This window comes from Zeaxanthinibacter enoshimensis, assembly GCF_004362865.1.
Taxonomy (GTDB): domain Bacteria; phylum Bacteroidota; class Bacteroidia; order Flavobacteriales; family Flavobacteriaceae; genus Zeaxanthinibacter; species Zeaxanthinibacter enoshimensis.
This window is the reverse complement of the sequence record NZ_SNYI01000002.1, coordinates 751,576-766,445: the sequence shown is the minus strand read 5'-3', so window position 1 is coordinate 766,445 and position 14,870 is coordinate 751,576. Positions and strand designations below refer to the sequence as shown.

Below are 14,870 nucleotides of genomic sequence, written 5' to 3'. Positions count from 1 at the left end.
GAAGTTTTAAATGAAAAAGCTTCGCTGTTAAAGTTTCTATATTTGATTACCAACAAAACCTGACCCAACATGCGCATTCTCCTGGTTTTCCTTTTTGGATTACATTGTCTATCTCTGCCTATCCTGGCCCAGGCACCCCCACCACAAGCTTCGTCCGATATTTACCAGAGCCTTAAAGAACTGAATTTCCTGGGAAGAGCCCTTTATATTGCTGCACACCCGGATGATGAGAATACCCGCCTGATCGCTTACCTGTCTAAGGAACAGAAGGCAAGGACAGCCTACCTTTCTGTTACCCGCGGAGATGGAGGGCAAAACCTGATAGGTCCGGAATTACGAGAACTGCTCGGGGTTTTAAGAACACAGGAATTACTGGCAGCCCGCCGCGTGGACGGTGGGGAACAATACTTCACCCGGGCCAATGATTTCGGTTATTCCAAGCATCCAGATGAGACATTGAGAATCTGGGATAAAGAAGCTGTTCTGGGTGATGTCGTATGGGTGATACGCAATTTTCAACCTGATGTCATTATCAACCGTTTTGATCACAGGACACCAGGATCTACCCACGGGCACCATACATCTTCCGCTATGTTAAGCACAGAAGCTTTTGACCTGGCAGGGGACCCATCATCATACCCTGATCAGTTGGATAAAGTAGACCCGTGGCAACCCAAAAGACTTTTCTTTAACACATCCTGGTGGTTTTACGGAAGCCAGGAGAATTTTGAAAAAGCGGATAAATCGAATATGATCACCTTTGATACCGGGATCTACTACCCGGTGCTAGGAAAATCCAACAACGAGATTGCAGCCCAGGCCAGCAGCCAACATCTCAGCCAGGGGTTTGGTCGGATGCTGCAACGCGGATCAGAAAACGAGTATATAGAATTACTGAAAGGGGATTCTTTCAGCTCAGCAAAGAACCTGTTCGAAGGAGTTGACACCAGTTGGTCCCGGATAGAAGGTGGCAGGGAAATTGGCGAGATATTGTACCCTGTTGAAGCGAATTTCAATTTCAAGGATCCATCAACCCATCTGCCGGAACTGATCAAAGCCCATAAATTATTGAGCAGCCTGGAAGAGGGCAGCTGGAAAACCCAAAAGCTAAAGGAGCTGGAAGCAATTATCCTTTCGGTAAGCGGATTGTTCCTGGAAGCTGTGGCCGATGAACCAAGCAGTTACCCCGGGGGAACAGTGGCCGTGGAACTGGAGGTCCTCAACCGCAGTAAGAACCGGGTTAGCCTGTCCTCAGTAGCCCTGACTTCGATCCCTGAAAAATCTTATAACAAACTCCTGGAAGACAACCAGAAATTCTCTGAAACCCTATCCCTGGAAATACCGGGAGATGCATCCTACACAAGTCCTTACTGGCTGAATGAGAAAGGGAGCCTCGGGATGTACAAGGTGGAAGACAGGTCAATGATCGGGCAACCCGAAACCCCGAGAGAATTCAAAGCAATTTTCACCCTCGATATTGAAGGATATCAGATCCGGGTAACCCGGCCCATTATTCACAAATACTCGGAACCGGATAAAGGTGAGATCTACAGGCCTTTTGAAATATTACCGGAAGTAACAGCCCGGTTCAGTGAACCTGTATTTATCTACACCAACGGGTACCCCCATTTGATCCCGGTACGAATCAGAGCCAACCGGGATAACCTGAAAGGCAGCATCGCGCTGGAAACTAAAGACGGTTGGAAAACAGAAGAAACAAGTATTCCCTTTGAAATAGCCAATAAAGGCGACGAGATCACAGTTAATTTTTCACTTAGCTCCCCAACCACGGAGAGTGAAAGCGAGATTAAACCTGTTATCAGTATCGAGGGGAAAAAGCTCAGCCGCGAACTGGTTACCATCGATTATGACCATATCCCCACCCAGTCTGTACTCTTACCTGCCAGTGCCAAAGTCGTACGATTGGATATCAGGAAAGCCGGTGAGAATATAGGGTATATTGAAGGGGCGGGCGACATGGTTCCCGAGAGCCTGCGACAGATCGGGTACAAGGTGAGTATGATAGATCCTGCAACCATTCAAACGGGTAGTCTAGATAAATATGACGCTATTGTGGTTGGTATCCGGGCGTACAATGTCGTGGATGAACTAAGGTTTAAGCAACCGTTTTTGTTTGATTATGTAAAGAAAGGAGGCAACCTTATCCTGCAGTATAACACAGCCGGGCGCAGGGATGCCGATATGGATTACTTAGCACCTTATCCCCTTCAGCTCTCCCGTGACCGTGTATCTGATGAAAATGCCCCGGTAGAGATCATCGCGCCGGAACATCCATTGGTCAATAAACCTAATACCATCAGTCAGAAAGATTTTGAAGGCTGGGTACAGGAACGAGGGCTCTACTTCCCGGGCTCATGGGACAAGGCCTTTACGCCTATCCTCTCCATGCATGATCCGGGGGAATCACCTAAAAAAGGTTCCCTATTGGTGGCCCCTTACGGAAAAGGCCATTATATTTACACTGGCTTGAGTTTCTTCAGGGAACTCCCCGCCGGCGTCCCCGGGGCCTACAAGTTATTTGCCAATATGTTATCACTGGGCAACAAGTCCAGGACTGAAAAACAGGCCACAAAAGGTTAGCATGGAAGAAAAATTCGTCTGGAAAAAAGCGTATAGCTGGGTATTGATACTAAACGCCGTATACATACTGATTTTCTATTACCTAATGACGACCTTCAGCTGATATGGCAACACTGGACTGGTTCATATTAGCGACAACCCTGATCTTCATCGTAGCCTACGGGGTATGGAAGACAAAGGGGAGTAAAGATGTAAAGGATTACGTTCTCGCCGGTAACACCTCCCGCTGGTGGACCATCGGTTTATCGGTAATGGCTACCCAGGCTAGTGCCATCACCTTCCTCTCTACCCCTGGACAGGCATTCCACGACGGGATGGGCTTTGTTCAATTCTATTTTGGGCTCCCCCTGGCAATGATCATCATCTGCATGGTCTTTATCCCTATTTATCACAGGCTTAAAGTATATACGGCCTACGAATTCCTCGAAAACCGTTTTGACCTTAAAACCAGGACCCTGGCCGCTATTCTTTTCCTGGTACAAAGAGGTATGGCTGCCGGGATCACCATCTTTGCCCCTTCTATTATCCTTTCGGCAGTCCTGGGATGGAACCTCAGAACTCTGAATATCATAATAGGTATCTTGGTGATCATATACACGGTTACGGGCGGTACAAGGGCAGTCAGTGTTACCCAGAAACAACAGATGTTCATCATCATGTCCGGGATGTTCGTAGCATTCTTCTTTATCCTCGGCTACCTGCCGGAGGATATCAGCTTTGGAAAGGCGCTAAAAATTGCCGGGGCCAATGGTAAATTACAGATCCTGAATTTTGACCTGGATACAGACAGCAGGTATACGATCTGGAGCGGTTTAACCGGTGGACTTTTCCTGATGCTGGCATATTTTGGAACCGACCAAAGCCAGGTACAGCGCTATCTCAGTGGGAAATCGGTTCGTGAAATGCAACTTGGACTGATCTTCAACGGGGTCTTAAAAATTCCGATGCAATTCTTTATACTCCTCGTCGGGATCATGGTGTTTGTTTTTTATCAATACAACAGTTCTCCCCTGAACTTTAACCCCGCCGCGACCAATGCTGTAATGGAATCTCCTTATGCAGAAGATTACCAAATGCTCATCGAGGGACACCGGGAGATAGAACAGGATAAGAAAATAGCCCAGGACCAATTTGCTTCGGCCCTGGAAATAAAAGAATACGCGGCGATCATGGAGGCCGAAAAAAGGATCTCCGAGATCAATGAAAAGGAAAAGAACAACCGGGCGGCTGCAAGGACGCTGATCAATAAGGCTGATAATGCGGTAGAGACCAATGATAAGGACTATGTGTTTATCCATTTTATCCTGCACCAGTTGCCAAGGGGACTGATCGGACTCTTATTGGCAGTTATCCTTTCGGCTGCCATGTCCTCTACAGCTTCCGAACTTAATGCACTGGGCACTATCAGTGCGCTGGATCTCTACAAGCGATATAAACCCGGTGAATTTACCCAGGAACACTTTGTAAAGGTGTCTAAATTCTTCACCCTGGTCTGGGGTATCATAGCCATAATAATCGCCTGCGTGGCCAACCTGTTCGACAACCTGATACAGTTAGTGAATATCATTGGTTCTATCTTCTACGGGAATGTACTGGGAATCTTCCTGCTTGCCTTCTTCTTTAAGTATGTTAAGGGGAACGCAGTATTTATTGCCGCCCTGGTGACCCAGGTGATCGTGATCGTCGGATGGTACTGGGACTGGATGTCTTACCTCTGGCTCAATGCCTTTGGATGTGCACTGGTGATACTGATTGCCTTCGTCCTGGAAGGATTTGATCGCCTGCTGAAGAACCCTCCCATAGAGACATAAAAAAACCCGGGCAAAACCCGGGCTTTTCAATGATTTTAGTGAAAGTTTACATTGCACCCCACTCCTTGAGCGAATCCTGGTTTAACTTCACGTAATCCTGATTTCCTGCTTTCTTAGCCACAGCAAGGGATTTCTTTGCAGCTTCTATAGCTTTGTCTTTCTTTCCTAACTTGGCATAGATAAGGGATTGTTTCCTCATGATCCAAAACCCGTCAGGATTCATTTCCACTGCCTTATCTATCCATTTGCTAGCCTTTTCCAGGTCTTTACCTTCTTCCAGGTAGTAGCTGGCAGCAGCGTAATAGTCATTCGCACCAGGTCCGTTCATTACCCGATCGATGCTGGCCATAGCCTTTTCCTGGGTTGGTACCGTGAAAGGAACTCCCACATAAGTATTATCCCAGATAATTCCCAGGGTAGCACCGTTGTTATGAAGGTCATCTAAAGTGATCGTAAACGTCTCAACATCCATTTCCATGCTATGAACCTCTGCAGTTGTTTTGGCAGCAACTTTTGCATCATCCCATGATTGGGGAGTACCCCAGTTGTTGGTATCCGAATAGAAAATAACTTCCCAGTTTTGTTCACCCGGTTTGGTGAAAATTGCATAGGTACCTGCTTTCAGGGTCTGGTCGCCGATCTTTACATCATCGCTGAAGGTGATCTTGGTATTTTCATTGGCACCGGTACGCCATAATTCGTTATAAGGAACCAGGTTCCCAAAAATAGTTCTGCCGCGCATCGAAGGACGGGAATATTCTACGGTGACATCGGTGAGTCCTACTTTCTGTTCAAGGGTAGAAGTCGGACTGGGCGCTGGTGCCGAGATCTGGGCACTCATGCCCAAGGTCAGTAGTACAGTGGACAGGAATAAAGTAATTCTTTTCATTTTGTTTGAAATTAGTTCGTATACCTACAAATCTAGTTATAATGCGAGGCTGCATTTGTTAAGGAATCCTTAAATAAAGGACGGGACCCTCCGCCAGATGTGGTGTTATGGGGCTTTGTGCAGACCATACAGGTTGGGAGCTGACCTACTACTCTTTTACTGCTAATTAATTGCTCCCTGCAGAACTGTCTTCGGTGTCTATCATATACAGGTTGGCATCAAAGGCGGTGAAATTTTCTGAAGAGAGATAGTAGCGGTTGGGTCCTGCAGTAGCTATCCCTTCAACTTGAGAAAAATTAATATCCAGTCTTTTTTTGCGGACCTCCCCTGCAAAAATGTCCTCCGCTTTCATACCGGAAACCCTGGCTACAAAAGGTTGTAACAATTGGGAATAACCGGAAAGGTATATGACGTCAGATTCAGCGTTGTACGTGGCTCCCGTGACCAACCCGTTAATAGTGAAGGTACCGACATGACTTGCAGTATGTTTGCCGGGTGAATTGGGAATAGTATATGCTCGGGTAGTTTCGGTTCTCCACGACTTGGTAAATACCAGGAGTTGGTCGTTAAATGCCACAATGGCTTCGGCATCCCAGTCACTGCGCCCTACTCTTTTTAAATCCGTGTGATCCTCATAGGTAAATTCAATGCGATCTGCAGTGATTTCGGACTGCCTCTCAAGATCCGTTTTGGCAACCCTGTAGATGACAAGGTCTTCCCGATCTCCAAAAGTATTCCCAATATCTGCAATGTAAACATAGTCCGTATCCTCATCCATGTCTTCCCAATCACGATTTTCAGCATTCAGAATATCCACTGCACGGATCACCTCCCCTGTCTTTTCATCTATCTGGTAGATTTGGGCTTTCCTGCCGGAATCATTATGGGTATACAATTTTCCGTCAAAATAAGCCAGGCCTGATGTTTCCTTTACTTGCGACGGCAGCTTTGCCACAAGCCGGGTAGGCTGCTGTAACTGCAGGGAAGTTACGATCCAGAGATAAACCAAAAATGGTAGCATAGCAGGCATTGGTCAAATTTGGGCAAAATTACGAATTCATCAACCAAGGTGCCAACAGCTACGCCCTTAGCACCTTATATTTAAGAGCAGTTTAACGACTTCTTACTGCAACCAGGAGTTCAACTTATACATATTTACTATTTGTTTAACATTTATTATTTTTTATTGAACAATAATCCTGTTAATTTTATTCCCAAATAGTGTTATGTACCAGATCAGATCCCTGCAGGCAGTACCCATCACCCCGGGCAAGGCCTGGGACTTTCTATCAGACCCGGCAAACCTCAAAAAACTCACCCCTGAACACATGGGGTTTCATATCCTGTCCGGATCTGAAAGGCCTATGTTTCCCGGACAGATAATCGAATATAAAATTTCACCCTTCCGGGGGATCACCACCCGCTGGGTAACCGAAATATCTCATGTGCAGGAGGCAGAATACTTCGTGGACGAGCAGCGTTTTGGACCTTATGCCTTCTGGCACCATAAACACATTATTCATCCCTCCCCGGAAGGAGTCCTGATGGAAGATATAGTGGATTATAAATTACCCCTGGGGCCACTCGGCAAGCTGGCCCATTCCCTACTGGTCAGGAAACAATTAAAGCGCATCTTCGATTACCGGTCAGAAAAGCTCATTGAAATGTTCGGATCTATCCCCGGACACTCAAGCACACTGGAATTAAAAACGATTTAAAGAAATGGAAAAGAAAATATTGATGATAGGTGGTTCACACGGGATCGGGAAATCGATCGTGGAAGAACTGCAGGGAGAAAATGAACTTCACGTAGCTTCAAGAAGCAATGATGGCCTGGAAGGTTTTGATATTCAATATCACAAGTTTGACGTACTGGAAGATGAACTGGATACTTCCTCCCTACCCGACCAATTTGACGGGTTCATTTACTGCCCGGGCAGTATCACCCTGAAACCTTTCAAAATGCTGAAAATGGAGGACTTCCGTTCAGAAATGGAACTTAATTTTTTTAGTTTGGTCAAGGTCTTACAGGATGTAATGCCTAAAATGGCCGAAGGGGGCTCAGTAGTACTTTTCAGTACCGTGGCCGTGGGAACAGGGATGCCGTACCATGCCAGTATTGCCGCCGCCAAAGGTGCTATCGAAGGATTTGCCAGGGCTATGGCTGCAGAGTACGCTCCGAAGATCCGGGTAAATGTGATCGCTCCCTCCCTCGTTGATACACCTTTATCCTCGAGATTGTTAAGCAACGAGAAAAAACAGGAGGCTATGGCAGACAGACATCCCCTGAAAAGATTCGGGAAACCTTCCGATATAGCTTCCATGGCCACCTTCCTGCTGAGTGATAACAGCAGTTGGATGACCGGGCAAACCCTTGGTGTGGATGGCGGAATGGGCGTATTAAATCTCAATTAAATGAATGAACCACTTTCCATATTCTGGTTCAGGCGAGACCTCAGGCTTGACGATAACATCGGTTTTTACCATGCCTTGAAATCCTCTAACCCTGTCTTGCCAGTATTTATCTTTGACGAGGAAATCATAGACAGCCTGCCAAAAGATGATGCCCGTGTAACCTTCATTTACGAGCGGCTTCAAAAAATGAGGAAGGAGCTACAGGAAGAATACGTCAGTTCTATTGCAATATTCCATGGCAACCCGCTACAGGTATTTAAAGAACTCCTCAGGGAATACCAGGTCAGGGAAGTATATACCAATCATGACTACGAGCCCTATGCGAAGAAGAGGGACAAAGAAATCGCTGATCTGCTCGAGGGACAGGAGATCCGGTTTCGGACTTTTAAGGACCAGGTGATCTTTGAAAAGGACGAAGTAGTGAAAGACGATGGTGATCCCTATGTGGTGTATACACCTTATATGAAAAAATGGAAATCCATCTTTGATGCGGATAAACACCTGGAAATATATTACACGAGTTCCTATATGGACAACCTTGTAAAACACAGCCGCTTGCCCAACCTTTCGCTGGGGGATATGGATTTTCAGACATCTGCCATACAAGTACCTGATTACGATGTCACCCCTACCCTTATCGATCAATACGAGGACACCCGGAATTACCCTGCAGAGGACGGCACCTCACACTTAGGACCCCACCTGAGGTTCGGAACGGTTTCGGTAAGGAAAATGGTTAAGAAGGCTTTGAACAGTAAAAACGAGACCTTCCTGAATGAACTCATCTGGCGGGAATTCTTTATGCAAATCCTGTGGCATTTTCCACATACGGCTACAGATGCATTTAAGAAAAAGTACGACAGGATCAAATGGCGCAACAATGAATCGGAATTCGAAAAATGGAAGAGCGGGCAAACCGGGTACCAACTCGTCGATGCCGGGATGCGACAGTTAAATAAGACCGGGTATATGCATAACCGGGTTCGAATGCTGGTCTCCAGTTTTCTATGCAAACATTTACTGATCGACTGGCGTTGGGGGGAAGCCTATTTCGCAGAAAAACTCCTGGATTACGAGATGAGCAGCAATGTCGGAAACTGGCAGTGGGCCGCAGGCAGCGGTGTTGATGCAGCACCTTACTTCCGTATCTTTAATCCTATGACACAGGTAGATAAATTTGATAAACAGCGGGAGTACATTCGGGAATTCGTCCCGGAAGTAGATACCGATAACTACCCGGAGAAGATGGTAGATCACAAGGTAGCCCGGGAGCGCTGCCTGGCGACCTACAAGGAGGCATTGGACTGATTTATTCAGCCACAGATATTTCAGCTTACCCAACCAGGCCTGATTTTTTCATCACAGATTTTAGTATATTTAAAATCCATAAATCCCCAAGGTTTCGGTATTATTGAGGTAAGATTCTCATTACCAGACAGAAGATTATTTTCTACCGGGATTCATGGAAAATAATACTTTACTAACTACTAACACTTTTATGTAAAACCGATGAAAAAAATAGTACTCCCTCTTTTGCTGTTGACGGCCTCCCTGGTCTCTGCACAAAAAATGTCTTCCAATAAAAAAGCAATCGTAGCTTCCGTTGAAAAACACAAAGCGGAATTGGTCAGGATCAGCGATTCGATCTGGGGGCTCGCCGAGACCGCTTTTGAAGAAGACCAATCCAGTAAGCTCCTCGCCGATTACGCAGAAAAGAATGGCTTTACCGTAGAACGCGGGGTGGCTGGGATGCCTACAGCTTTCGTAGCCACCTACGGATCAGGAAGTCCTGTTATCGGGGTTTTGGGCGAATTTGATGCGCTGCCCGGCATTTCCCAGAAAGCGCAACCCACGAAGGAGCCTTTGAATGAAGGGGCAGCAGGACATGGCTGCGGTCATAATCTATTCGGAGCAGGGAGCCTTGGGGCTGCCATAGCCGCAAAAGAACTGATCGAAGCAGGAAAACTCTCAGGAACCGTGAAATTCTTCGGAACCCCTTCTGAAGAAAAGTTCTTCGGAAAAATATGGATGGTCAGGGAAGGCCTGTGGGACGATGTCGATGTTAACCTGAGCTGGCACCCGGGCGCTAATACCGAAGCGGATGTTCAGAGTTCACTGGCACTGGTCGATTTTAAAGTTGAGTTTTTCGGCCAAGCGGCACATGCATCCGCAGACCCCTGGAACGGGCGCTCGGCCTCAGACGCTTTGGAGCTTTATACCACGGGGATCAACTACTACAGGGAGCACATAAAACCAACCGTGCGCATACATTACCATATCCAGGATGGCGGGCAGGTGGTAAACGTGGTGCCTGATTATTCCAAGTTATGGGTACGAGTGCGCGATACCAAGCGCAGCGGTATGATGCCGGTATACGAACAGGTTCGCAAAATGGCCGAAGGAGCCGCAATCATGGCTAATGTGGATTACAAGATCTCTTTGATCTCCGGGATCTACGAGGTCCTGGTAAACCGGGCCGGGGGCGAAGCAATGCAGAAGAACCTGGAACTGCTCGGTCCTATCAAGTATACGGAGGAAGAAGAAGCATTTGGAAAGAAAATACAAGAGGTCACCGGGAAACCACAACTGGGGATGGACAGTGAGATCAAGCCGCTGCTTGAAACCAAAGAACACCCGGGTGGGGGCTCTACCGATGTGGGTGATGTCAGCTGGAATGTACCTAACATTAACCTGAGTGTAACCACTGCGCCTAAGGATACTCCATGGCACTCATGGGCGGTTGTGGCCTGTGGTGGGATGAGCATCGGTCACAAGGGAATGGTATATGCTGCAAAAGCCATGGGCATGACCATGGTAGACCTGTTTGAGAATCCTAAGCTGGTAGAAGCTGTCAAAAAGGAGTATAAAGAGAGAAAAGGTGACGAGGTCTACGAGGCAATTGTTCCTGACGGACCGCCGCCAATCGATACAAAATAATATATATGCCTGACCAAGAAAGAGAGTTAATTAATAACCAGGACGCCGGGCGCTATGAATTTCATATAGATGGATCCACTCCCTTCGTGGAATACAACATGAAAGGCGATACTATCTTTCTAATGCATACCGAAGTGCCCGATGAACTGGAAGGACAGGGAATCGGATCAAAACTTGCAAAGGCCGTCCTTGAGGATATTCACAAAAAAGGTTTAAACATAAAAGTGGGATGCCCTTTCATCTCTCATTATATGCAGAAATCAAAACAATGAAGGTTCCGTTTTCTGCTGAAAATTAATTTTCAACAAAATACCAGATGAAAAAATTCATCCTCCTGCTGGTCTGCTTCTCTGCTTTTACAGCCTATTCGCAGACCTTCAGTTTTACGTATGATCATTATTCCTGCATTGTGGAAGATGTGAAAAAAACCGGGGATTTCTATGCGGATGTCCTCCAACTGAAAGAAATACCACACCCCGACAGGGCACCGGGTTTCAGATGGTTCCGAATCAACGGGAATACCCAGTTACACCTGATCCAGAAAGACAGCGTGATCAGAACGGATAGTAAAAGTGTCCATCTTTGCCTAGCCACACGTGAATTGGACGAATTTATAGCCTACCTGGAATCCAGGGATATTCCCTATTGGGATTGGCCGGGTGAAAAAGGTAAAGTAACCCTTCGTTCTGACGGAGTAAGGCAGATCTACCTTAAGGATCCCGAGGATAACTGGGTTGAGATAAATACCGCAGAACACTAATAAACCTGATCAAATATGTCCTCCAAGATAAAACGCATATACCCTATGGGATTTCCCTGGCAAACCCAGGACCCGTTCCTGTTCTGTGTATACCACCTGGATCATTATCCAAAAGGAAATGGTGAAATGGGACCTGATAGCTCCCTGCAGGGCAGGGACCTGGGCAACGATTTTGCCGGTAAAGACGGCTGGAGCATGTATCATGGGAAAACCATCCCGGGGTTTCCATACCACCCGCACCGCGGTTTTGAGACCATCACCATAGTCAACAAGGGATTTTGTGATCATTCAGATTCTCTTGGTGCAGCAGGCCGTTTTGGACAGGGAGATGTACAGTGGATGACTGCCGGGAAAGGGGTTAACCATTCAGAAATGTTTCCCCTGCTGCACGATGACCGGGATAATCCGCTTGAATTATTCCAGATATGGCTGAATCTTCCTCGCGAAAAAAAGTTTGTAGAGCCGCACTTTAAAATGCTCTGGCATGAGGAGATCCCGGTTATAGAAAGAAAAGGGTATAGTGTAAAAGTGATCAGTGGATCTTTTAATGATACTAAAGCTCCGGATCCTGCACCGGATTCCTGGGCTGCAGATCCTAATAACCATGTGGCAATATGGAATATCCACCTGGAACCCGGTGCAGAGTTCAGGCTGCCCGGTGCTGCGCAGGGGGTAAACAGGAACTTGTACTATTACGAAGGAGAGGGATTGGAAATAGATGGCGAACCGCACGAGAAAGGTAAAGCAGCAGAATTGGAACCGGAAGCCGAAATTCTGATCAGGAATGGTGATCAAAGCTCCTATTTACTCTTATTACAAGGCCGACCCATTGCTGAGCCGGTTGTTAAATATGGTCCTTTTGTCATGAACACCCAGGCCGAGATCCAGCAAGCCATGCAGGAGTATCGCCTGACCCAGTTCGGGGGTTGGCCCTGGCGGCATCCCGACCCGGTACATGGAAAGGAAGAGGGAAGATTTGCCCTCTACCCGGATGGAAAAAAGGTTGTGAAATAAATTAATAGATGTTGATCAGATCCTTGTGATCTTAGCACCGATAGCTCTTAACCTGCCTTCAATATCCTCGTACCCGCGATCTATCTGTTCAATGTTATGAATAGTCGATACCCCTTTGGCGGATAAAGCAGCTATCAGTAACGAGATTCCCGCCCTGATATCAGGTGAGGTCATGGTCGTAGCCTTTAGCGTGGATTTAAAGTTATGCCCGATCACTACTGCCCTGTGTGGATCGCATAAAATTATCTTAGCCCCCATATCCAGCAGTTTATCTACAAAGAATAAACGGCTTTCAAACATTTTCTGGTGAATGATCACTTCTCCTTTTGCTTGTGTGGCCATTACGAGGATAATACTCAGTAAGTCGGGCGTAAGTCCCGGCCAGGGAGCATCGGCGATAGTGAGGATAGAACCGTCAATATAATTCTGTATCTCGTACCCGTCCGGTTGCTCAGGTATATAAATATCATCTCCTTTCCGCTGCAGGTCGATTCCCAGTTTACGGAAAACATCAGGGATCTGTCCCAGGTCATCCCAGCTAACGTTTTTTATCGTCAGTTCGCTGCGGGTCATTGCTGCAAGGCCTATCCAGCTACCGATTTCTATCATATCCGGAAGCATGGTGTGCTCTGTGCCCCCTAAGGCTTTCACCCCTTCTATCTCGAGGAGGTTAGAACCGATTCCTTTGATCTTGGCACCCATACGGTTCAGCATCTTGCAAAGCTGCTGCAGGTAGGGTTCACAGGCTGCATTATATATGGTAGTGGTTCCCTCGGCAAGGACTGCGGCCATTACTATATTTGCCGTACCGGTGACTGAAGCTTCATCAAGGAGCATATACGTCCCTTTCAGTTTTTTTGCTTCTACCCCGTAGAAATGTTCTTCCTTGTTATAACGGAACTTTGCTCCGAGGTTGATAAAACCGGTAAAGTGGGTATCAAGTCGTCGGCGTCCGATCTTATCACCACCTGGTTTGGGGATATATCCCTTACCGAAACGGGCAAGCAATGGGCCTACTAACATGATGGAACCTCTTAAGCCCCTGCCGTCTATCTTGAATTGCTCGGACTGCAGGTAATCCAGGTTGATGTCATCAGCCACGAAAGAATATGACCCTTTACCTTTTTTCTGGATCTTGACCCCGAGGTCTTCCAGCAAAGCGATCAGTTTATTCACATCCACGATATCCGGAATGTTGTGAATAACTACTTTTTCAGGTGTCAGCAATACAGCACACAGTATTTGAAGCGCTTCGTTTTTGGCACCTTGGGGTGTTATCTCTCCATGGAGCTTAATCCCTCCTTCTATTCTGAAAGTTCCCATACGTTAGATGAAAATGTTGTTTAATACCGCTTTTTTCCGCGGCCACCGGTTCTTTGACTCTTTTTACCAGAGTTGTTGCTCCTGTTAGATTTTGTAGGCTTATTCTTTAAGAACTGACCGCTCTCGGTTAGGTTCTCCCCATCAGAGGCCAGGTCGATCTGCCCATCACTCAATTCGTAAAGATGGGCAAAAATAGCCTGGTCGTCTACCACGTCTTTGTTCCAGTTCAGGTAACATTTTTTCATGTGGTTGGCGATGGCATACTCAAGGCCGTCTCTCTTATCCCCTTTTTCCCAGCTTACAGCCACATCGATCATTCGCTTGATATTGTTCCCGTAGAAACGATATTTAGGATGATTCTGTGGGTATTCCAAGGGATCAGGACGTTGTTGCAACAGCTCTTTGGAGGTTATCGGGAAAGGAGAGTCCACATCCAGTTTAAAATCAGACATAATGAACAACTGATCCCATAGTTTGTGCTGAAAATCGGGCACATCCCTGAGGTGAGGCTGCAGGTTCCCCATCACACTGATGATCGCCTGCGCTACTTTATTCCGTTCTTCTTTATCTTCAATGGATACGGCATAGTCTACCATTTTCTGGAAATGACGACCATATTCTGGAATAATGAGCTGTGAGCGCTCAGTATTGTATTCTAAGTTTTCTACGAGATTCAAATTGTAAAATTTAAGCTTAAATTATTTGCCGGAAGTAATTCGACTGTTGCAAAGTAACAAAATAATACAAGAATTACCAGCTTATAAAGAGATTACCCCTTCTACTTCTCCGACTTCCTTGTATTTGCTGATCACCTCGTCCGGGTTTTGCAGATGTATGGTAACAGACAGGCTGGTGTATTTTCCTTTACTCGACTTCCTGGATTCTATTACAGCCCCCGTATTATCGAATATACGCTGGATGCGTTCTATCTTTTCCGGGTCACTCGGTACAATGAATTTATAGAGGTAATCGGTTGGCCAGGTGTGAGTTGTAGTTAATTCCTCTTTAAGCCTGCTGTAAAATTCTTCTGGATTATCCTTACTCATGCTTTTCTTTTTGCAAATATATCGATTCGCCCCCAATTTTTCCGGCTTGATACGTTTGATTACTTTTGCAGCGA

14 protein-coding genes are annotated in these 14,870 nt (G+C 46.4%); 9 read left to right on the top strand and 5 right to left on the bottom strand.

Translation table 11 applies throughout. The features are described 5' to 3' along the window. Positions 1-69 precede the first annotated feature (69 nt). Together CLV82_RS09545 and CLV82_RS09540 are read left to right on the top strand one after the other, a co-directional pair. Positions 70-2,601 carry a PIG-L family deacetylase gene (locus tag CLV82_RS09545; protein WP_133644075.1) on the top strand — a complete coding sequence of 844 codons (2,532 nt, stop codon included), beginning with the start codon at positions 70-72 and terminating at the stop codon, positions 2,599-2,601. Positions 2,602-2,705: 104 nt separating this feature from the next. After that, positions 2,706-4,412 carry a sodium:solute symporter family transporter gene (locus tag CLV82_RS09540; protein ID WP_133644074.1) on the top strand — a complete coding sequence of 569 codons (1,707 nt, stop codon included), beginning with the start codon at positions 2,706-2,708 and terminating at the stop codon, positions 4,410-4,412. A gap of 46 nt (positions 4,413-4,458) precedes the next feature. On the opposite strand, the gene CLV82_RS09535 is transcribed toward CLV82_RS09540, so the two are convergent. Next, positions 4,459-5,301: a DUF2911 domain-containing protein gene (locus CLV82_RS09535; RefSeq protein WP_133644073.1), complete on the bottom strand. Its 843-nt coding sequence runs from the start codon at positions 5,299-5,301 to the stop codon at positions 4,459-4,461. A 166-nt stretch (positions 5,302-5,467) separates the two neighbouring features. Next, positions 5,468-6,322: a hypothetical protein gene (locus tag CLV82_RS09530; protein WP_133644072.1), complete on the bottom strand. Its 855-nt coding sequence runs from the start codon at positions 6,320-6,322 to the stop codon at positions 5,468-5,470. Between the two features lie 205 nt (positions 6,323-6,527). Here CLV82_RS09530 and CLV82_RS09525 point away from each other — a divergent pair, with 205 nt between their 5' ends. From CLV82_RS09525 to CLV82_RS09495, 7 genes are all read left to right on the top strand, one after another. Beyond that, positions 6,528-7,019: an SRPBCC family protein gene (locus CLV82_RS09525; RefSeq protein WP_133644071.1), complete on the top strand. Its 492-nt coding sequence runs from the start codon at positions 6,528-6,530 to the stop codon at positions 7,017-7,019. A gap of 4 nt (positions 7,020-7,023) precedes the next feature. Then, a complete protein-coding gene (locus tag CLV82_RS09520) occupies positions 7,024-7,716 on the top strand; it encodes an SDR family NAD(P)-dependent oxidoreductase (protein ID WP_133644070.1) in 693 nt (230 codons plus the stop codon). Continuing rightward, on the top strand, positions 7,717-9,024 hold the full coding sequence (locus tag CLV82_RS09515; protein ID WP_133644069.1) for a cryptochrome/photolyase family protein: 1,308 nt from the start codon (positions 7,717-7,719) through the stop codon (positions 9,022-9,024). 201 nt (positions 9,025-9,225) lie between these two features. Beyond that, positions 9,226-10,653 carry an amidohydrolase gene (locus CLV82_RS09510; protein WP_133644068.1) on the top strand — a complete coding sequence of 476 codons (1,428 nt, stop codon included), beginning with the start codon at positions 9,226-9,228 and terminating at the stop codon, positions 10,651-10,653. Between the two features lie 5 nt (positions 10,654-10,658). Then, positions 10,659-10,925: a GNAT family N-acetyltransferase gene (locus tag CLV82_RS09505; RefSeq protein WP_133644067.1), complete on the top strand. Its 267-nt coding sequence runs from the start codon at positions 10,659-10,661 to the stop codon at positions 10,923-10,925. Between the two features lie 44 nt (positions 10,926-10,969). Next, positions 10,970-11,413 carry a VOC family protein gene (locus tag CLV82_RS09500; protein WP_133644066.1) on the top strand — a complete coding sequence of 148 codons (444 nt, stop codon included), beginning with the start codon at positions 10,970-10,972 and terminating at the stop codon, positions 11,411-11,413. Positions 11,414-11,428: 15 nt separating this feature from the next. Next, the gene (locus CLV82_RS09495) at positions 11,429-12,427 is read left to right on the top strand and encodes a pirin family protein (RefSeq protein WP_133644065.1); all 999 of its coding nucleotides are present in this window, start codon (positions 11,429-11,431) and stop codon (positions 12,425-12,427) included. A 15-nt stretch (positions 12,428-12,442) separates the two neighbouring features. Here the strand turns inward: CLV82_RS09495 and murA are convergent, their stop codons facing one another. From murA to CLV82_RS09480, 3 genes are all read right to left on the bottom strand, one after another. Continuing rightward, on the bottom strand, positions 12,443-13,750 hold the full coding sequence (murA, locus tag CLV82_RS09490) for a UDP-N-acetylglucosamine 1-carboxyvinyltransferase (RefSeq protein WP_133644064.1): 1,308 nt from the start codon (positions 13,748-13,750) through the stop codon (positions 12,443-12,445). 20 nt (positions 13,751-13,770) lie between these two features. Beyond that, a complete protein-coding gene (locus CLV82_RS09485) occupies positions 13,771-14,427 on the bottom strand; it encodes a DUF4290 domain-containing protein (protein WP_133644063.1) in 657 nt (218 codons plus the stop codon). A gap of 81 nt (positions 14,428-14,508) precedes the next feature. Continuing rightward, positions 14,509-14,796, bottom strand: coding sequence for a DUF493 domain-containing protein (locus tag CLV82_RS09480; protein ID WP_133644062.1), 288 nt, complete (start codon positions 14,794-14,796; stop codon positions 14,509-14,511). Positions 14,797-14,870: the final 74 nt, after the last annotated feature.